Here is a 20,716-nt window from a genome sequence, read left to right as displayed (position 1 = left end):
CTCGGCTAATGCAGTTTTTTTGTATGCTTAGACATATATACTTTTTTTAATGCAGATACCAGCAGATCTACTTTTAATGGTTTGGAAAGATAATCATCCATGCCGGCCTCAATGCATTTATGCCTGTCTTCAGGCATAGCGTTCGCAGTTAGGGCAATAATTGCCGGTTGTATAATGTCTGCCGATCTGATCTTTACAGTGGCCTCCAGGCCATCCAGTTCCGGCATGAGCACATCCATCAGCACCAGGTCATAAAGTTTCTCTGTGCACATCTTATAAGCTTGTAATCCATTATGAACAATGTCTATGTTGTAGCCAAGTTTGCTTAGAACAGTACTGATTAGTTTGATATTGATCAAGTTGTCTTCAGCCAAAAGAATAGTTAACGGGTATAAAGTAGAAAACTCGTCAGTCAGGTTATGTTTACCAGTCGTTACGCCCTGTCCCTGCTTCTCCACCTGGTAATTTAATGCCTGGTAGATCAGACTTAAGAACGGTTTGTTTTTTGCAGGTTTATTTAGAATACCAAAGAAAAGATCCGAATGGTCCTGTCTGCTTTCTTCTCCAACAGAACTGAGTAAGATAACAGGGAACTTCAAATTTCTGGAACGGATTTCTTTAGTTAAGGCAATACCATCCATATCCGGCATTTGGTAATCTGTGATCATCAAATGAAATTCGGTCTCTGAATCTAAAAGCCGGAGGGCTTCTTTTCCTGAGCTGACAACCATAGGCAGGAACTTCCAGATTTCAAGCTGCGTTTTTAAAATTCTGAGGTTAGTGAAATTGTCATCTACAATAAGAATTCGTTTTTCCCGGTGATTTAAAAGAGTGCCCGGCATTAAGTCTGGTTTCCTGATCAGTTTAATGCCCGCCTCAATGGTAAATGAAAATACAGAACCTTTACCTTCTTCACTTTTAACATCGATTGTGCCATTCATTAAGTGAACAAGTCTCTCACTGATCACCAGTCCCAATCCTGTACCACCAAATCTTCTGGTGTTCGAAGAGTCAACTTGTGAAAACGCCTTAAAAAGCTGGCCAATCTGATCGGCAGCGATTCCAATTCCTGTATCGCGAACCTCAAATAGGATTTTAACTTTTTCATTCGCAATCTTTAGCGGCTGAACTTTAAGGTGTACCTCTCCATGATTGGTGAATTTTATTGCATTATTCAGTAAATTGATCAATACTTGTCTAAGGCGAACGCTGTCGGTAATGATCACTTCTGGTATAGAAGGATCAATTTCATAGAAGAGTTCAATTCCTCTGGCGGCAGATTTACTGACAAACAGGTCAATAACATCCTCAATACATTTCTGAAGATCAAAGCTGTGCGCATTGAGATCCATATGCCCGGATTCTATTTTTGAAAAGTCGAGAATATCATTGATCACACTCAGCAGTGCATCTGCACTGGTGTCGATCACATTCACATAGTCTGCCTGTTCTTCAGACAATTGGGTGTTCATCAATAAAGAGGTCATGCCCATTACACCATTCATTGGTGTACGGATCTCATGGCTCATCGTGGCAAGAAAAATGCTTTTTGCCTGAACAGCTTTTTCCGCAACTTTCATCGCATCCAGAGCCTCCTGGTTTGATAGCCGTAATTCTTCATTTAAAGCTTCCAGTATCTCCTCATTTTTTTTTCTTTCCTCAATCTGCAAAAGCATGGCAAGTTGTGCGCCATTGTATTTATTCAAATTATACGCCCACAAACCGCATACAAAATATATAATTGCGGTTAAGAAAATGTGGATGCACATGGTTTGAAACTCAAGATGGTCCAGTGTTGTAAAATATACAGCATCGTATCCAATACTCTGAAGATAGTTCAATCCAACATGGTGGATTACCACAAACAGCAGCATCGGTATCTGAAGTTTCCAGTTCTGATAGGTAATCAATATGGCACTCCCTATGAAGGCGAAAAAGTGCATCTCAAACATACCATGCATTTGAAATATAAATTGGGCCATAAAGACACCAAGACACACACTTAGCACATATTGATGCAGGGTTGATTTTGGGAAAAGCCACTTCATGCTATAGTAAGCTATGAGTAATGTTCCCCCAACTCCAAAAGCAATATTCCAGGTATCGTAAAATGTAGCGAAGTATAAGCCAAGAAGGAAAAAAGCAATGAGAAAGTAATTAATCAACTGATCGGATCTTTTATTAATATCAGACCTGAAATCTATGATCGACTTTTGATCTTCTGAATATGACTTTAAAATTTTCAGCATTAATTGATGCAGTTAGGAAGTGTACAACCATAGGCCTGTAATGCAAGAACATTGAACTTAACATTTTGCTGGCGGTGTATTAGATTTTCGACGGCGATCTTTGCATAGCTGGTAGCCTCGTCTGTGCAGTATCTGCTCTTGTTGTAATTTCCGCGGTAATAAAGCTTCGACCCTTTTTCAAGAACAACAGCCTGCGGCGTTGAATACACCCCACAAGATTTTGCCAGTACATTTGAGTCGTTAAAAACAGGAATATCTAAATCGAAACGTTTACGGATTTCTTCAGGATCAGCAGGACTGGCAGACATTAATACGACTGCAAAATTCAGCCGGCCTCCATATTGCTTAACCAGTGATTTAAAATGATCCATATTAAACCTGGAACATGGGCAATCCGGATTAAAAAAATGAAGGAACAAAGGCTTCTCATTGAGTGTCGATAAATCAGCACTCAGCTTTATTTTTTCACCAGGAAGAACCTCCTTATAAGAAACAGGTACTGGTGTAGGTAATAAATATCTCAATTGATTGAACCAGAAAAATCCGGCCAATACAAGTACCAGCGCAAATAACCATAGCGCAGCTAAATATTTTCTCATGTATTAAAAACGTGTATTCCCCTTTTATTGGCATAATAATGCCTAATTTGTAAACGTAATTCCGGGACGTCTGGATGTGAGATTTAAATAATTGTTATTTATATGACTATAATAACAACTATAACAAGACACTGAAATTTTTGTTATTCATATTTAAGTGCATGGACAGGTGTTGCTTTTGCCGCCTTATAAGCCTGAAAGCTTACCGTTAAAATGGTAATGATCATGGAAATAAGCAGTGCAAAGCAAAAAGGGAGTATACTGATCTGCGCACGGTAAACAAATCCATTAAGCCACTTTGAAGTTAATATAAATGCAAGCGGAATGGCCACAGCGTTAGCTGCTAAAATGAGCCAGATAAAACTCTTATTGATGAGTTTAATAATGTCAAGGTCGTCAGCTCCCAATACTTTCCGGATACCAATCTCTTTAGTCCGCTGCCGTGTAGTAAATGCAGCCAATGCAAATAAACCTAAGGCTGCAATAAATAACGTGACGTAAGTAAAAATAGTAAATAGTTTTCCAAGGCGTATATACTGAATATATACCTGTTGAAAACTCTGATCCAGCCAATTGTATTCAAATGGAAAAGGCTCTGCAGTTTGCCATACCGATTGGATCTCTTTAACAGTCTGCTGGATATTTTTCGATCCCATTTTAACAACCACATGATCTGCAGGGTTTGAGTTACCATTTTCAACAATAAACGCAGTTGGTTCTACTTCAACATCCATCCCTTTTTGGATGTGGTTCTTTACAACACCTGTAAAGTTAAAATCATAAACCCATTTTTTACCCAGGCTATTTTGCATGCCATATTTTTTGTAGGCAGCTTCGTTTACAATAATTGAAGCACTGTCGGTGCTGTGCCGTCCTGAAAATAAGGCTCCTTTAACGGCCTTCATTCCCATCACCTCAAAATAATCAGGATCAACAGTAACGATGCTAAGGTTGTCAATTTGCTTACCGGCAACCGTAGAGCCAATTACCTGCATTCCCATTATTCCGGGATAATAATTTACGCGGCTCACCTTTTTTACACCTTCAATCTGAAGCAGCCGTTGTTTGATCTGGTCAAAATTTCTGCGGGTATCACCTTTGCGGACCTTAAAGATCAATACCTGGTCACTATTAAAGCCTTTATCTTTATGCTTCATAAAGTCCAGCTGGTTATTAATAACCAACAATGCAGATATGAAAACAGAAGCAATTATAAACTGGGCTACGATTAATGATTTTCTAAGCCATAAACTTCCGGTACCTCTTGAAAAATCTCCCTTAAGTACACGTGCAGGTTTAAATCCGGATAGAAAAAACGCAGCGTACCCGCCAGATACTAAAATTACAATCAGGATGACCAGGCTAATCTGTATGGATAGCTTTTGCAGTGATGCCGGATTAAAAAGCTGAAGTTCAGTTCCCATCATCATATTTAAAACAGGGATGCACATTTCAGCCAATACAACACTTAAAAAAAGTGCCAGCAGACATTGAACCGTTGTTTCTGTAAGGAACTGCACAATAAGCTCCGTTCTAAAGGCGCCCATTACCTTACGTATACCAGTTTCTTTAGCTCTTTTTGCAGATTGGGCGATGGATAGATTGGCAAAGTTGATACAGGCGATGATCAATAAAAGGCTGGACAGTGCGAGTAAGATGGTGATGTTAGCAGCATTACCTCTTTTTGCGATATCCTGAACTGCTGTGGCATGCAGGTAAATATCTTTTACGGATTGAATATGAAGCGTGATTCTTTTTTTACTTTCTCTTTTCGCAATTGGTAATGTCTTTACCAGTTGGTTTAGTTTAACTTCAAACTGTTTAGGGTCAGTTCCCTTTGCCAGCTTAAGATAGGTTACGAAATTGCCGTTACCCCAGCCATCTCCTTTTGAGCTCATCTGTACAAAGCCATTGTGCTCCATGTGCTCCGGACTAGCAGGAGCTTCAAATACCCCGGTAACGGTATAACTCTTTTTCTGATTAATCTTAAGGGTTTTTCCAACTGGATTACTGTCGCCAAAGAACTGCTTGCTTATTTTATTGCTGAGTACAATATCATTGGCCGATGCCAGTGGAGCTTTAACACTGCCGTAAATGAACTTGTAAGGGAATAACTCCATCCAATTACTGTCTACACCCATGATGTGGTCAATAAAATGTTCATTTCCAGGCTCACCCATCAACCGTTGTTCCAAATCGAAAAAATAAAAGCGGGAATAGGCCGTGATCTCCGGGGCAATTGCTTTTAGCGCAGGTGCGAGTTCTCCCGGGCTAGATGGATATTCTTCCTCACCTGGATTATCAGTAATTGATAGTCTGTAAACCTGTTCAGCTTCAGGGTTCCAGCTGTCATAGCTTCTTTCATAATTTACGTAAACCAGGATCAGCATAAAGCCGGTTAAGCCAACAGAAAGACCGAATATATTAATAGCGGTGAATAATTTGTTTGTCCACAAATTGCGTAAAGCTATTTTTAAGTTTAATTTAAACATCAAATGAATATTAGGATATACCCCTCATTGAACCAATGACGTGCCATGTTCAATAAGTGTCACGAATTGCATGTAAAGACCGTTTATGGATTTTTATATGTCCGTAAATGAACATTTGACGTACGCTTGTGAACAGCCGGTATCATGATGATGATTACAGGTGTCGCAATTAAAGATACCTAAGCCACTTCTTGTGGTGTTGGTTCGCTGCCTTATACTTTTTATACCACAAACAGGCCGGATAAAGTGCAGTTACGATGCCAATCCAAACGAGGTATACACCCCAAAGCGGTAGTCCGTTTGTTGCTTTCGGCCGCCCAAAATTGAAACCGAATTCAAAGTCTGCCGGGCCAAAGCCCTGGGCAAACAAGATGCAGCAGGAAACGATCCGGATCAGATACCAATGTAGCAGGTAATAAAACAACGGAACACTCCCAAATACATGAAGCACATGAGCCGCTTTTCCTTTCAACTGTTCCGCGAGGGCAAGAAGTAAAAACATGATCCCTAAAAATAGCAGGTCATAGTCCAGTGAGGGTGGATATTTTGTCAGGTTTACAAAAGAAAGAAAAGTAAATAGCCCATCTTTTTGTGCTGCCCATTGAACCGGATCACCAACACCGTTGAGGTAACGGATGCCTGCAAACAATAGGATACAGCTTACACCAATATAAAGAAAGAGCCGCAATCTGGAAGGGACAAGAAACCATTTCCCTACGCCAAAGCCTAAAAACATAATGGATAGCCACAATATGGGCGGGTAAGCCATCAGCAGGTTTGCACCCCATGGAAGTGGTATGAACTCGGGTTGGGATAAAACGGGAACATGTAATGCCGGAAATATATGGAGCATAAGTATGATCAGCAACCCGAGCAGACCGATGAATTCAGGCTTAAGCCTCAAGCACAATCCCAGAATGATAAAGCTAAAGCCGATAGCGCCAATCACCTGGAACACGAAGATCTGGAAGTGAATGTCAAAACTGATCGCAAAGGTGATCAGCGTAAACTCCAGGAGAATAAGCCAAAGACCGCGACTGATCAGGAAATTTCGGCTTTTGGTCAAATTACCCTGTCTGCTGAATGACAGGTAAACGGATACGCCCGACAGAAAAACGAAGGTTGGCGCACAAAGGTGCGTAATCCAGCGGGTAAAAAACAGGATAGGCGTAGTTACCTTCAGGTCGGTCGGGTCAAGCGCAAGGGCGTCAACAAAGATCAGTTCCCTGGTATGGTCAAGGGCCATGATCACCATGACCAGGCCCCGGACGATATCTATCGATTTGATCCGTTCAAAAGAATTGTTTTTTATGGTAACTGACATTGCCAGTACAAGTTACAAAATAACCAATATGAATTCAAAAGAATTTTGATAAAGGCTATCCTATTTCTTTTGTAAAAAGCTGGCTCCATTACCGTTCTTCTCCCATTTGTAATTTTGGGTAACGTACTGATACAGGTTATTATAAGCATCCGGGTCAAGGGCAACTGTCAAATTCCGACCACTTGGATAATGCACCTCGTACAACGAATCCGGTTGTATAAAAACCAGGGTTTCTTTGTCTGCAGATTGCATGAAGAAAGTACCCTGTATCTTCTCTTCAGCATGCTGACGTGGAATAAGATAGACTTTTGCATTTACGTTGCTGATGAAAAAGTCATTATTGATCAGGTATCCATCCCTGCCAATACGAGCCATTCCAATACTGTATTTCTTGTCTGCTCTTCCTTTTGAGGCGCGATAAAGACTTTTTACCTCCAATTTGCCATCTTTTAGGGCAACGATATAAAATGGAGCAGTTTTATAATCATAATCGTCATAGATCTGTACCAATGCACAGGTCTTCTGGGTATTCATGAATAGGGCTCTAAGAAATTTTCCTTTTGCAGAACCGGTATCGGCCTTATTCGTTTGGATACGAAGCAAAGTGTCCCCGAACTTTACCTGATAATATACTTTCGGGCCTTTTTCGTTGAGGTCACTTGTTGGTATATCCAGTTTTTCTATTTCTATAGAATCCCCGTCAGAAGTTACGGGCTGGTTAAAGCTTTGATTCTTGGTTATATCCGAAGGGATATATGTTTTTGACTGTTGTCTTTGACAACCAAAAAGTACAGCAGAAAGGATAAGGGAATAACACAGAGTTTTCATATTTTTTATTTAATCCATTTCAGTATCGCCATGAAATAGTCGCTATAATTAGATAAAGCTTTATCGTCTTTTCCACTAATCAGGCTATGGTTACAATCAACACAAGTTTTATACGTTAAATTAGTTTTGCCAAGCCGGATAAAATCAAGCCAGAGATAATCTAAACTGTAGATTGGTGAATTGCGGTCGTTGCTGGAGGCAACCACATAAATCGGAATATCCAGCTTCCGGAGTTCTTCAAAAGGTATCGACGAACCAAAACTAGCCCATCGTTGAAACGAATGTCCTCTATATTCCCTGGTCGTATTTGCCGGATCCCTGTAAATCGCTTCAATCTCTTTCATCTTTGATTCAATGCTGTCCTGCGCCTGGGGATGTGTCATTTTTCCGATAGCCGCATTGATCCGGAATTGCAGGATCTCGTCATAGAATTGGTTCAGCCCGCTGCCAACTACAGCAGCGACATGAGAGATCTTTTTTTCAGCAACAGCAAGTGCGGGCACAACTTGTGCGCCTTCAGAATAACCAAAAGCTATCATCTGTGACCTGTCCCAATAGTTTTTGCTCACTAGATAATTGAGAACAGCCTTGCTGGCATTTATACGCCATTCCAGGCTCATTTGCTGCGTGTAGGCAGGACTAGGGCGGTAACTTTCAAGTAAGGTAGTGCCATTAAAAGCATCTTTTCCCTGATCAGTATAAATCGTATCACAAAAAGGGGTACCCGGTTTATCCAACAGTATGTAATGGTATTGTACTTGTGTCTGACTGATATGAAAAGGCTTGAACGTATTCATAACCCGTTCATATCCTTTGCCTTTTATTAAAAAGCACAAAGGATAGCCACCGCTACCATTCACATCGAGAAATAGGGGTGCTTTCTTGTTGATATTAATAGTGTCCAGATAAAAACTGATCTTACCCAGCTTCTTATCCCGTAATGTGAAACTTTTTAAACCGTAATCTGCCGGATGAATAGGTTGTGCAACCGATAATAAAGAATTGAATAGGCTAAAAAATAACAATATCCATTTTATCGGCTGCATACCATAAATCGTTTAAGATAATCCAGGGATCTCTACCATTTCATCACTGTCCTTTTCATAATCTACACCAGCAACTTCGAAACCAAACAAATTAAAGAAATCCTTTTTATACCCGTTAAGATCTGCCATCGTATCCAATGATTCTGTAGTTGCCTGTGGCCAAAGTTCAGCTACTTTTTCCTGTACATCAGCTCTCAGTTCAAGATCGTCAATTCTGATCCTTCCTTTTTCATCTACAGGTACTTCATTAGAAGTGTATAAATGCTCAGAGAATAAACGCTCAATCTGCTCAATACATCCTTCATGCAAACCTTTTTCTTTCATTATTTTATAAAGTAATGAAATGTATAGAGGAATTACCGGAATAGCAGAACTGGCCTGTGTTACCAGGGCTTTATTAACCGAAACATAGGCCTTTCCGTTAATATCCTTCAATTTGTCAGTTAGCGTAAAAGCTGTTTTCTCCAAATGGTCTTTTGCACCGCCAATGGTTCCTTTACGATATACAGCTTCCGTTACCGCAGGACCAATGTAAGAATAGGCAACCGTGATGGCACCATCTGCCAGCAAGCCGGCTTCTTTTAGGCCTTCAATCCAGAATTCCCAATCTTCACCGCCCATAACAGCAATGGTGTTGGCCATTTCTTCTTCATTGGCAGGAGGAATAGAAATTTCTGAAACAATCCCGGTATGAAAATCCACGGTCTTGTTGGTGAACGTCTCTCCAATCGGCTTCAATACCGAATTGAAAACTTCACCGGTTTTAGGGTGTGTACGACGGGGCGAGGCCAGGCTGTAAATAACCAGGTCTACCTGTCCCAGGTCTTCACGGATCAGGTCGAATGTTTTTTGTTTAATTTCATCAGAAAAAGCATCACCATTGAGGCTCTTTGCATAGAAACCATCTTTTATAGCTTGTGTTTCAAATGCAGCAGTATTGTACCATCCCGCAGAAGCAGTTTTACCAGGCGCTGGTGGTTTTTCAAAATATACACCGATTGTACCTGCACCAGCACCGTAAGTGCTTGTGATTCTTGAAGCCAGTCCGAAACCGGTTGAAGAACCGATTACCAATACTTTTTTAGGCCCATCAATGGTACCTTGTTCTTTTACATAACTGATTTGGTTCTGTACATTCTGCGCACATCCCTCTGGATGAGCAGTTAAGCATATGAACCCACGGGTTCTTGGAGTAATGATCATAATTAAAATAAAAGCGAAAATAGTAATAATTAAATACAGAAAATAATTTAGCGAATGTTAACGTTCCCTAATTCGTTTTTAAGTACTGCAGACCGCCATTACTTTCGTTGAAAATATAAGGAATATGAAACGATATCAGCGTCTCTGCATGCTTATGTGCGGCACATTGCTCTTGCTGGATCAAGCAATTGCGCAACAGGAAATGGAACAATCGAATCCATTTAAGGAAGACAGCATCCGGATCAAAGGAACAATTGCCGGTTATCAACCCGGACAAACAGAAAGCTACGTGAAGTTCTCTGTTTGTGATCCGGATGGAACAAGTAACCGAATTGCAGTAGCTATTCAGCCTGACGGAAGTTTTGATGCGGTACTTGCGCGTCCGGTTAAAGGAGATATCGGCCTGAATTATAAGGAGGCTTATATAAGTGTTTATGCAGAACCCGGAAAGGAATTGTCTGTTGCGATTGATGAAAAACAGATGGACTTCGGGAAGCCAAATTCCAATGTTTTCCTGGTAGCTGGAGAACTGGCAGGGATCAGTAATGCCATGATCAGATTTCAGTCGGAATTTAATCAGCACCCGTTTCTCTTAAAAGCAGATGCGGGGTACAAGGAGCAGTCGGAAACTACATTCGCCTTAAACAGGCAGGCGCAGTTAAAAGAAGAACTACAGTTCTTTGAGGCATATGTCTTAAAGAAGAGGGTCGGCAACCAAACTTTTGTAGTCTGGCAACGTAACCATCTAATCTATTCTGCCGCAAAAGATATCATGTACTTTGCAGGATCTGCAAAGCCAAAATTTGAGATCTCAGTCCCCCAGCTTTATCAGTTGCTGGATCAGATACCTGTTAACAGCCTTACTGCATGGAATAATTCTGCGTATTACGAATTCCTTAGTTTATTGTCAGCAACACAGATGATCCTGATCAATATGAATCCCATGTACGATGACCTGAAGAAAAACAATGGCTTTAACACGTTGACATTGCGGTTAAATCATATTGACCAGATCGCTAAGGGCCTAACGCGTCAGCTGCTGTATGCAGACAACTATTTTTCCGCTGAGCAGGCAGGTATGAGCCGTGGCCGAATGGATTCAACGGTTCATAATGTCTATTTAAAAAAACGAATGATCGAAAAAGACAACGCTGCAGATCATGTTTTTAAACCCTACCCGGTTTTGGAAAAGATTAAAAGTTCGAATGCCAGTATACCGGTTAAGAAAAAGCTTGCAGATATCTTTATGAAAACCAGGGGAAGCAATTTATATCTCGACTTTTGGGGCGATTGGTGTGCGCCCTGTATGCAGGAGATGCCCAATTATCCCAAACTGATCCAGGCGTTAAAGCACAAGCCAATCCGGTTTATTTTCTTTGCGGTGCGTACAACAGAAGACCAGATGCACCATGTTCAGGAGAAATTTAAGATTAATGCTGATTTTATTTACCTTTCCAACGATGAAGCTACCGTTATGAATACGATCCTTGGATTTCACGCTTATCCATCTCACTTTTTAATTGATGCTGCCGGAATGCTAGTCGATACAAATCCTGGTTATTTAGCAGAGGCGGAACGAGTAGGCCCCGTTACTGATGCCATTAACAGGAGGTTCAAATGGTAAGCTCCATATTTAAAGACAGAAAAATCGGTGTAAAATTGAGCGTCCTGGTCGCTGTGCTTTGTCTGGCCTGCGGGGGCATTGTCATATCACAGATCATCTGGCTTCAGGATAGTTACCGCATCAGCAGACAGCAGGCAGAAAATACAGTGTCAGATGTGCTGGATGAAATTATCACCAGCTATAAAGTAGAAAAGGCCGATAGCATGAGGTATGGGTTAAAACAAATGATCACGTCAGAAAAAGACTTTATATACCGGATTACCCGCTATCCTTACGGAATACGCGCCAGTTTCAGTTCCGATGATCAGCATGGCTATTTTGATTATCCCATTACGGAAAAAGGAATAATCAAATTGAAAAATGACCCATATAAATTTTTGATCGGTAAGATCGATGGGGGTAACCTCAACGACTTGAGACATTTGTACTCCGCATTACTTGGGGCAAAGGAATTTACGGATGATCCTGAAAAAGATGCAGTGCTAAATAAACTCAGGCAGTTAAGCAATGATCCATATAGTGACATCCGTACCTTAAATAAGATCATGAAGCAGCAATTTAAAGTCAGAAGCCTGCCATTTGATGCGCAAATTCTTTTTATAAAAGATATCAACGTCTTGTATGCTAAGGCTGGGCCATTTACACCAGGTAAAGGGTTTATTCCAACTGATGCAAACTTAATTGACCGGCTTCTTGGATTAAATGAGTCCATCCGAAATCGTAATAAAAGTAGAGAACATCGAGCATCCGGGGAACGCAGCGCGAATGAAGAATCTAAAGAAAATGGATCACGCGGAACAACGATATACGCTGGCCGGTCATTTTTAAGCGATGTGAACGATCAATACCTCTGGGCCATTCAGATGGTCCTGCTAAAAGTAGATGTACCAGTAGCTTATACCATAAAAAGTATGGCGCTTGGTATTTTAGGGTCATTCTTATTGCTCATTATACTGATTGCATGCATGAGCTACATGCTTTACCTGATCATTCATCAAAGAAAGCTCAACGACCTAAAGAATGATTTTATCGGGAACATGTCGCATGAACTGAAAACCCCAATTGCAACCGCTTTGGCCGCAGTTCAGGGAATGCAGTATTTTGATGTTTTAGAAGATAAGGATAAAACAAACCGTTACTTAAAAACGGCAGCTTCAGAATTGCAGCGGTTGTCTCAAATGGTTAGCCAGGTATTAAACAGTGTCGTGTACGAAAGAGAGAATTTTAGAATAGATCCTTCAGCATTTAATCTAAAAGAGCTGTTGGAACAACTGATAGCGGGTCAGCAGCTTTTGTTAAAAGATCAGGCCATTATCAATCTGATGTACACGGCTCCGGAAATCGTATCTGCCGATAAACAATATATCCACCAGGCCATAAATAATCTGGTTGATAATGCGGTTAAGTACTCACCCGATCCGGCTGATATTCTAATCACGTGTACCACTGTAACCAACGGAATAGAGATCAGCGTAACCGATCATGGACTTGGGATTGCTAAAGAACACCAGGCACATATCTTTGATCAGTTCTACAGAGTGCAGGATCCGGATGATCAGCACATCAAAGGATACGGCATGGGATTAACGCATGTCAGGTCAATTGTGGAAAGGCATGGAGGGAACGTGGCCTTATCAAAGTCTGATCTGACAGGCACAGTGTTTACCATTTTTTTACCACAAGGATGATACGAACCAGACTTTTGCTGGCCGAAGATGAGGTGGCGCTTGGAATGATCATCAAAGATCTTCTGGAAAGCCGTGGCTTTGATGTTTTTCTGATCACAAGAGGCGATGAAGTATACCGCACTTATTTAAAAATTAAGCCAGACCTTTTAATTTTAGATGTCATGATGCCGAATGAAAGCGGCCTGGACATTGCAAAGAAAATAAGGCAGCATGATAAAGATACACCCATTTTGTTTTTAACCGCACGTACCATGCCCGATGATGTACTCAATGGATTTGAAGCCGGCGGTAATGACTATCTCAAAAAGCCATTTGATATGGAAGAACTGGTGGTTCGAATCAGGGTACTGCTAAATCACAATCGTTTATTGGAAAAAGCAGATCCGGAAAACCAGCTGGAAATTGTTCAGATCGGAGAATACCGGTACGACCTCAAAAGGCTTATCCTAACGCATCCGGAAAGAACACGAAAGCTAACCTCCCGGGAAGGAGAATTGTTGAATACCCTTTATCAGTTTAAAAACAGAATGCTAAACAGGAAAGATCTTTTAATACAGGTATGGGGTGATGACGACTTTTTTAGCTCCCGTAGCCTGGATGTTTATATTTCAAAATTAAGGGGCTATTTTAAGGCCGATCCCATGGTTCAAATAATTAACCACAGAGGGTTCGGATATAAACTGATCTGCTAAAATATTATTACCTTTGGTTACATGAAGAAAGTTGTTTTATTATTTTTTACAGTTTTAATTACCACCTCTGCATTTTCACAGGGTTTGATTGGTCTTTTAGGTAAATCACAGGATTTTTTCACGTTATTAAACGAAGAAAAATATCAGGAAGCTTATCTGTATTTTGACACCACCTTTCATGCTAAGTTTTCTGAGCCTGATCTAAAACAACTGTGGACAAACTTAAATACCGGTCTTGGTAAGTTTAAGTCGGCAGACATTGTAAGCAGTAAAACCGAAGGCGATTTTTTTGTGATCACTATGGAGGGTAATTTTGAAAAAGACACACAAAATTTTCTCTTTGCCTATAACAAAGCAGAAAAGATCGTTGGTTTTTATCTTCCCGGAAAAACAAACGCTGTGGCCTACGCAAAACCAACCTATGCATCTGATACTACATTATATAAAGAAACAGAGATCTATGTAAAAACACCCGGTCACGAGTTGGTTGGAATACTTACTGCACCAAAAAATGCAGCCAACTTTCCAATCGTGGTACTGGTTCATGGATCCGGACCTCATGATATGGATGAAACCGTTGGTCCCAATAAACCCTTAAAAGACATTGCACTTGGTCTTGCGTCTCAGGGTATTGCTTCCATCCGTTACGTAAAGAGAACCATGATCTATAATGCTGAGTTTTATGGAGCATTCACCGTAAAAGAAGAATTGGTTGATGATGCCATAGCGGCAGTAGAACTTGCAAAAACAATTCCTGCAGCAAATAAAAGTCAGATTTATTTACTCGGGCACAGTTTGGGTGGAATGCTGGCGCCGCGAATTGCCACACTGTCACCAGATTTAAAAGGGATCTTACTGCTCGCTGCACCTGCACGTAAAATGACTGATCTGATCATTGAACAGAATAACTATATGTATAGCCTTTCAAAGGATACATCAGCAGCAACAAAAAAGCAAATGACCTCACTAACTACGGAGATCCAAAAGACAAGACTAAATACACTGGGAAAAATGAAACCAGATTCATCTGTACTGGGGCTTCCTGCATCTTACTGGATTGACATTAATAATTACGATCAGGTGGCTGTGGCGAAAAGCTTAAACAAAAAAATCTTTGTGGCACAGGGAGCATTGGATTTCCAGGTATCCGTTGCCGATTATGAACTTTGGAATGCAGCATTAGCACAAAATAAAAATGCAGTGCTTAAGTTGTATCCACAACTCAATCACCTGATGAGCTTTCAGGGAATGAAAGGGACAAGCAAACAATATGAAAGCCCTGCAAGTGTATCTGAAGACCTCGTAAATGATATCGCGTCCTGGATAAAGGCAAAATAAAACGGCTTCTTCTTCCTGTTTTATCAAAATGCCCCTTAATCGGAAAGTCCAGCTTTCCAATTAAGGGGCATTTTCATTGGTTATAAAAATAAAATTTGGTATTAATTTGAAATAAAACGATAAAAGCAGGACAGCACAGGTTGCAGCTGATACGGGTTTGCATTATAATTGTTCTTAATTAACCAAAGCCAATTAACCAAAACAAACTAAACCAAAGGATTTTAACCCTGATCATTCAATCGTAAAACGATCCCTTGTTTACTATTGCATCATTGAAGCGGATTGAATTCTCCTGTGTTTTAAACAAACTGAGAGGGAAAATATTTATGATCTAGACAATTATCTAATCTTTCGGCCTTTTGAAGCTCCCTTATTGCGTAAAGGAGCTAACAAAAAGACCACATTCAAATGTACATGATTTTAAAAGCAGGGCGCAAATAACAGGCGACAACCATGAATAAACGCTACTGCAGGCAATTAACATTTAAACAGGTGTAAAAGTATGAAAAAAATACTTATTCTCCTTGTATGCTGTGTGTTGTGCAATGCGTTCGCATTCGCTAAAACCACAGGTAAATCAGGAGTCTTTAATAAAACAACAGTAACCAAATTAAAAAATAGTAACTCATTAGTCCGTCAGCGGGTTCTAACCGGAACTGTATATGACGAAGAAGGTGTATCCATTCCAGGTGTAACCATTAAAGTTCAGGGATCCGTTCCCGAACGTGGTGTGGTAACCAACGCAGATGGTAAGTATACCTTACAGATCAATAGTGATTCTGAGATCCTGGTATTTTCATTTGTAGGATATACCTCCCAGAAAATTACAATCGGCGATAAAAAAGTATTGGATGTGAAAATGGCACCGGATGCAAAAAATGCATTGGAAGAGGTGGCCGTTGTGGCTTTTGGTACTCAAAAGAAAGAAAGCGTGATCGGTTCCATTACTACGGTACGTCCGGGTGACCTAAAAGTGCCTTCAAGTAACTTAACAGGAGCACTGGCTGGTAGGGTAGCGGGTGTAATCGCATATCAGAGAAGCGGTGAGCCGGGAGCAGATAATGCCGACTTCTTTGTTCGTGGTATTACTACGTTCGGGGCCAATACTGGTCCACTGATCCTAATCGATGGTGTGGAATTGAGCACAGTCGATTTAGCAAGGCTTCAAACCGATGATATCGAGACTTTCTCCATCATGAAGGATGCTACTGCTACCTCGTTATATGGTGCACGTGGTGCAAATGGTGTAATTTTAGTAACTACTAAAAAAGGGGTTGTTGGTAAAGCAAATATCTCACTGAGGGCAGAAACATCTGTATCCAGTCCAACAGATAATGTGGAACTTGCCGATCCGGTAACGTATATGAAGCTCGCTAACGAGGCTTTTGCAACACGCGATCCATTGGCAACCCTTCCTTATCTGGAAGAAAAAATTGTTAAGACAGGCGAAGGAGCTAATCCTTTAGTATACCCTGCGAACGATTGGCGTAAAATGTTATTTAAAGACAATGCCATCAATCAGCGTTACAATTTGAATGTTAGAGGTGGTGGTGCCGTTGCAACTTATTATGTAGCCGGTGCGTATACAAAAGATAATGGGGTTTTAAATGTTGATGAACGGAATAACTTTAACAGTAACATCAACTTAAAAAGTTACTCGTTATTAACCAACGTAACCATTAACTTAACCAAATCTACTGAACTTGGTATTAAGTTAAGTGGAAACTTTGACGACTACAGCGGTCCTTTAGATGGTGGTGCTGCAATGTATAATAAGGTTGTACATTCAAATCCTGTTCTTTTCCCTGCTTATTATCCGGTTGATGCACAGCATCAATATGTACGCCACATTATGTTTGGTAATGCAGGTGTTGGTACTACAGGTGCCTATATTAACCCGTATGCAGACATGGTTAGAGGATACAGAGATGAATCCAGATCACAAATGCTGGCACAGTTTGAAATAAAACAAAGCCTGGAGTCTATTACCAAAGGTTTATCTGTACGGACGATGCTGAATTTAACCCGGATCTCAAATTTCGGTTATGAGCGTTCTTATGATCCGTTTTATTACCGGTTAGCAGGTTACGATCCATTAGCTGATAAGTACTCCATTTCACAAATTAATGACAATGGAACAGAGTATTTAGGTTTTCAGGAAGGTGGTAAAACATTAAACTCCAGTTTCTATAATGAATCCATGGTGAACTATGGCAGAACATTTGGAGATAAACATGATGTGAGTGGCTTACTGGTACTGATCATGAGAGAAAGCTTAAGTGCAAATGCAGGTAGTTTACAACAATCACTTCCAGGAAGGAACTTAGGTCTTTCCGGACGTACTACTTATGCCTATGACAGAAGATATTTTGCCGAGTTTAACTTTGGTTACAACGGTACAGAACGTTTCGCTGAAAAAAACAGGTTCGGTTTCTTCCCTTCAGGAGGTGTAGCCTGGGCTATATCTAATGAGAAATTCTTTGAGCCATTAAAAGGTTCAATCACCAACTTGAAATTACGCTATACCTATGGTGTTGTAGGTAACGATAGGATCGGTGATGCCAACGATCGTTTCTTTTATCTTTCAAACGTTACCATGAACGATCCGAATAAAGGAGCAACTTTTGGTCGTGACCTGAACTTTGGATTGAATGGGGTAACAGTTAACCGTTATGCCAATACAGCCATCAGCTGGGAAAGAGCAATTAAGCAGAATATGGCTATGGAAATTAGCTTATTCGGCAAAGCGAACATCATTGCTGAATATTATACAGAACAACGGAGTGATATCCTGATGAGCCGTGCTTCGATCCCAACAACGATGGGATTGGCAGCAATTACAAAAGCAAATCTTGGTAAGGCCTCAGGCAGAGGTGTAGACATACAGGCAGATTATCAGCAGGCATGGAGCAAGGATATGTTCTTGTCGCTTAAAGGAAATCTTACCTATGCAACCAGTAAATTTAAAGTATACGAAGAGCCTGAGTTTAATGAGCCATGGCGCTACAGGGTAGGTAATTCACTTGCACAAAACTTCGGTTACATTGCTGAACGTTTGTTTATCGATGATGAAGAAGCTGCTAACTCTCCAAGACAGGAGTTTGGCGGGCAATATGGTGGTGGTGATATCAAATACACCGATGTAAACGGTGATGGTAGAATCTCTGAAGCAGATATGGTTCCAATAGGAAACCCGTTAACACCAGAAGTTATTTATGGTTTTGGTTTCTCATTTAAATATAAAAATATTGATTTCTCAGCTTTCGCACAAGGTTCTGCAAATCAGTCTTTCTGGATTGACCCTTCTGCAACCGCTCCTTTCAACAACCAGACACAGCTTTTAAAAGCGTATGCCGACAGCTATTGGTCTGAAGAAAACCGGAATGTATATGCAATCTGGCCACGTTTAAGCCCTACAGTAAATGCAAACAATGCCCAAACCAGTACCTGGTTTATGCGCAATGCGGCATTCCTGAGGATTAAACAAATAGAATTGGGTTATTCCCTGCCTAAAAGTGTGTTGAGCAAGATTAAAGCTGCTGGTTTCCGTGTATACGTAAACGGAAGTAACTTATTTATGTTCAGTAAATTCAAAATGTGGGATGCTGAGATGGCAGGTAACGGATTAGGTTACCCGGTTCAAAAAGTATTTAATGTGGGTGTGAACTTAAATTTTAACTAATAGAGATTACTGATATGCAAAATATTAAAAAAGGAAAATGGATATTGAGAGCAGCATTTCTTGTTTTCTTATCTGTGTTAGGCTCCTGTAAAGATTACCTTGATGTAGTGCCGGATAATATTCCGACCATTGAAAATGCATTTACCATGCGTACTGAAGCAGAAAAGTATTTATATACCTGCTACTCATATATGCCCAGAGATGGGGATCCTTCTTCAAATCCAGCCATATTGAGCGGAGATGAAATGTGGGGTTTTGAAAGCTCTGTATTGCCAGAGTTTGACCATAGAATGTTTAACATTGCCCGTGGGCTTCAGGGCACAGTTAATCCGGTAGGTGATTTTCACTGGGATAACCTGTATAGGGGATTACGTGATTGTAATATCTTCCTGGAAAATGTAAATAGTGTTCCGGACCTTACTGATCAGGAAAAAATCGAGTGGACTGCTGAAGTAAAATTTCTGAAAGCATATTATCACTTCTACCTGTTAAGAATGTATGGCCCAATCCCTTTAATTAAGGAAAACTTACCGATTGATGCAGACATTGCCTCCGTTAGAGTATCCAGAAATACGGTAGATGAATGTTTTGCATACATTGTGCAGCTTCTTGACGAAGCAAAGGATAATTTGACATTAAGCATTACAAACCCTCAAAGACAGCTTGGCCGGATCACTAAACCAATTGCCTATGCGCTTAAAGCAAAAGTATTGGTTACTGCTGCAAGTCCGTTGTTTAACGGAAATACGGAACAGGCCGGATTAAGGAACCGTGATGGTGCTCAATTGTTTAATCAAACCGCTTCAATAGTTAAATGGGATTCAGCAGCAGTTGCCTGTAAAAAAGCGATTGATATTGCTGCATCTGCAGGTAATGTACTTTATAAATACAATCCGGCAGTTGGAAATGCTTTAACACCATTTATTAAAACCCAAATGGATTTAAGAAATGCATTTACTGAAAGATGGAATAGTGAGATCATCTGGGCAAATACGCAGGGTAGTACCAATCTTCTTCAAAGGGTTGCTGCTGCTAAAGTAGATTTCCGTTACATGGATAATCCAAGGATTATTGGTGAACTATCTCCTACATTGAAAGTTACAGAGACGTTTTACACTAAAAATGGTGTTCCGCTTAGCGAAGACAAAACCAGGGTTAATACAGGAGCAACCAGAGTAGGTACTGCTGCTGATGCACTTGCTATTCGTGTAGGGTATACAACTGCAGCTGTAAACTTTGACAGAGAACCTCGTTTTTATGCAAGTCTTGGCTTTGATGGCGGAGTTTGGTACGGACAAGGTGCTTATGACGATGCAGCTCCATCAGGTCTTTATTATGTTTCCGGTAGAAAAGGTCAGCCGAATTCAAAAAATAGCTCAGATGGAGGGTCAGTTACCGGTTATTATGTTAAGAAATATGTTCATTTCCAGAATGTTCAGGGTGCCTCAGTAAATGACTATACCATCAATGCATACCCATGGCCATTAATACGCTTATCGCATCTGTACCTGATGTATGCAGAAGCATTAAATGAATTGGGCGCAGCACCAAGTGAAGAAGTGTATACCTATGTTGATTTGGTACGTGCACGTGCAGGATTAGGAACCGTTAGAACATCATGGGCTAACTTTTCAAACAACCCGGGTAAAGCAACCTCAAAATTGGGTATGCAGGAAATTATCCGTCAGGAACAACTGATTGAACTTGCGTTTGAAGGACAGCGCTTCTGGGATTTAAGACGCTGGAAAACAGCCATTACAGAATACAACAGAAAGCCGATTCAGGGTTGGGATCTTCAACAATCTGATCCGACATTCTATTACCGTACAAAGGTTGTTTTTGATCAGAAGTTTAGCTTAAAGGATTATTTCTGGCCAATCAGGGATAACAATCTGTTGGTGAATAAGAATTTAGTTCAAAATTTAGGATGGTAATTGATTAACTGAATATA

At 40.5% G+C, this 20,716-nt stretch carries 13 protein-coding genes; 6 read left to right on the top strand and 7 right to left on the bottom strand.

Going from position 1 to position 20,716, the window contains the following annotated elements:
• Positions 1-5 precede the first annotated feature (5 nt).
• The 7 genes from ATK78_RS16150 to fabV form a co-directional block, all read right to left on the bottom strand.
• The gene (locus ATK78_RS16150) at positions 6-2,249 is read right to left on the bottom strand and encodes a response regulator (RefSeq protein WP_133577142.1); all 2,244 of its coding nucleotides are present in this window, start codon (positions 2,247-2,249) and stop codon (positions 6-8) included.
• Entirely contained in the window at positions 2,249-2,848 is a 600-nt protein-coding gene (locus ATK78_RS16145) for a TlpA family protein disulfide reductase (RefSeq protein ID WP_133577141.1), read from the bottom strand. The genes ATK78_RS16150 and ATK78_RS16145 overlap by 1 nt, the downstream gene beginning before the upstream one ends.
• Before the next feature lie 143 nt (positions 2,849-2,991).
• The gene (locus ATK78_RS16140) at positions 2,992-5,340 is read right to left on the bottom strand and encodes an ABC transporter permease (protein WP_133577140.1); all 2,349 of its coding nucleotides are present in this window, start codon (positions 5,338-5,340) and stop codon (positions 2,992-2,994) included.
• A gap of 169 nt (positions 5,341-5,509) precedes the next feature.
• Positions 5,510-6,664 (bottom strand): DUF1624 domain-containing protein, encoded by a 1,155-nt coding sequence (locus ATK78_RS16135; RefSeq protein ID WP_133577139.1) that lies wholly within the window; start codon positions 6,662-6,664, stop codon positions 5,510-5,512.
• Between the two features lie 60 nt (positions 6,665-6,724).
• Positions 6,725-7,492: a hypothetical protein gene (locus tag ATK78_RS16130; protein ID WP_133577138.1), complete on the bottom strand. Its 768-nt coding sequence runs from the start codon at positions 7,490-7,492 to the stop codon at positions 6,725-6,727.
• A 5-nt stretch (positions 7,493-7,497) separates the two neighbouring features.
• The gene (locus ATK78_RS16125) at positions 7,498-8,538 is read right to left on the bottom strand and encodes an alpha/beta hydrolase family protein (protein ID WP_133577137.1); all 1,041 of its coding nucleotides are present in this window, start codon (positions 8,536-8,538) and stop codon (positions 7,498-7,500) included.
• 12 nt (positions 8,539-8,550) lie between these two features.
• Positions 8,551-9,741 (bottom strand): enoyl-ACP reductase FabV, encoded by a 1,191-nt coding sequence (gene fabV, locus ATK78_RS16120; RefSeq protein ID WP_133577136.1) that lies wholly within the window; start codon positions 9,739-9,741, stop codon positions 8,551-8,553.
• 124 nt (positions 9,742-9,865) lie between these two features.
• On the opposite strand from fabV, the gene ATK78_RS16115 reads away from it, so the two are divergent.
• The 6 genes from ATK78_RS16115 (at position 9,866) to ATK78_RS16090 (ending at position 20,699) form a co-directional block, all read left to right on the top strand.
• Positions 9,866-11,365 (top strand): TlpA family protein disulfide reductase, encoded by a 1,500-nt coding sequence (locus tag ATK78_RS16115; protein WP_133577135.1) that lies wholly within the window; start codon positions 9,866-9,868, stop codon positions 11,363-11,365.
• Positions 11,359-13,053, top strand: a complete 1,695-nt coding sequence (locus ATK78_RS16110; protein WP_133577134.1) for a sensor histidine kinase — start codon at positions 11,359-11,361, stop codon at positions 13,051-13,053. Before ATK78_RS16115 ends, ATK78_RS16110 begins: the two co-directional genes overlap by 7 nt.
• A complete protein-coding gene (locus ATK78_RS16105; RefSeq protein ID WP_133577133.1) occupies positions 13,050-13,745 on the top strand; it encodes a response regulator transcription factor in 696 nt (231 codons plus the stop codon). Before ATK78_RS16110 ends, ATK78_RS16105 begins: the two co-directional genes overlap by 4 nt.
• A 21-nt stretch (positions 13,746-13,766) precedes the next feature.
• A complete protein-coding gene (locus ATK78_RS16100; RefSeq protein ID WP_133577132.1) occupies positions 13,767-15,083 on the top strand; it encodes a DUF3887 domain-containing protein in 1,317 nt (438 codons plus the stop codon).
• 502 nt (positions 15,084-15,585) lie between these two features.
• Positions 15,586-18,765: a SusC/RagA family TonB-linked outer membrane protein gene (locus ATK78_RS16095; RefSeq protein ID WP_133577131.1), complete on the top strand. Its 3,180-nt coding sequence runs from the start codon at positions 15,586-15,588 to the stop codon at positions 18,763-18,765.
• 14 nt (positions 18,766-18,779) lie between these two features.
• Positions 18,780-20,699, top strand: a complete 1,920-nt coding sequence (locus ATK78_RS16090; protein ID WP_166664900.1) for a RagB/SusD family nutrient uptake outer membrane protein — start codon at positions 18,780-18,782, stop codon at positions 20,697-20,699.
• Positions 20,700-20,716 lie beyond the last annotated feature (17 nt).

The sequence above is a fragment of the Pedobacter metabolipauper genome (genome assembly GCF_004362715.1).
Taxonomy (GTDB): Bacteria; Bacteroidota; Bacteroidia; order Sphingobacteriales; family Sphingobacteriaceae; genus Pedobacter; species Pedobacter metabolipauper.
The sequence above is the reverse complement of the archived record's forward strand: the minus strand, read 5'-3'. Positions and strand labels throughout refer to the sequence as shown.

Coding starts and splice junctions, on each gene's coding strand:
- ATK78_RS16150 (WP_133577142.1), bottom strand. CDS start 2,249: ATGCTGAAAATTTTAAAGTCATATTCAGAAGATCAAAAGTCGATCATA.
- ATK78_RS16145 (WP_133577141.1), bottom strand. CDS start 2,848: ATGAGAAAATATTTAGCTGCGCTATGGTTATTTGCGCTGGTACTTGTA.
- ATK78_RS16140 (WP_133577140.1), bottom strand. CDS start 5,340: ATGTTTAAATTAAACTTAAAAATAGCTTTACGCAATTTGTGGACAAAC.
- ATK78_RS16135 (WP_133577139.1), bottom strand. CDS start 6,664: ATGTCAGTTACCATAAAAAACAATTCTTTTGAACGGATCAAATCGATA.
- ATK78_RS16130 (WP_133577138.1), bottom strand. CDS start 7,492: ATGAAAACTCTGTGTTATTCCCTTATCCTTTCTGCTGTACTTTTTGGT.
- ATK78_RS16125 (WP_133577137.1), bottom strand. CDS start 8,538: ATGCAGCCGATAAAATGGATATTGTTATTTTTTAGCCTATTCAATTCT.
- fabV (WP_133577136.1), bottom strand. CDS start 9,741: ATGATCATTACTCCAAGAACCCGTGGGTTCATATGCTTAACTGCTCAT.
- ATK78_RS16115 (WP_133577135.1), top strand. CDS start 9,866: ATGAAACGATATCAGCGTCTCTGCATGCTTATGTGCGGCACATTGCTC.
- ATK78_RS16110 (WP_133577134.1), top strand. CDS start 11,359: ATGGTAAGCTCCATATTTAAAGACAGAAAAATCGGTGTAAAATTGAGC.
- ATK78_RS16105 (WP_133577133.1), top strand. CDS start 13,050: ATGATACGAACCAGACTTTTGCTGGCCGAAGATGAGGTGGCGCTTGGA.
- ATK78_RS16100 (WP_133577132.1), top strand. CDS start 13,767: ATGAAGAAAGTTGTTTTATTATTTTTTACAGTTTTAATTACCACCTCT.
- ATK78_RS16095 (WP_133577131.1), top strand. CDS start 15,586: ATGAAAAAAATACTTATTCTCCTTGTATGCTGTGTGTTGTGCAATGCG.
- ATK78_RS16090 (WP_166664900.1), top strand. CDS start 18,780: ATGCAAAATATTAAAAAAGGAAAATGGATATTGAGAGCAGCATTTCTT.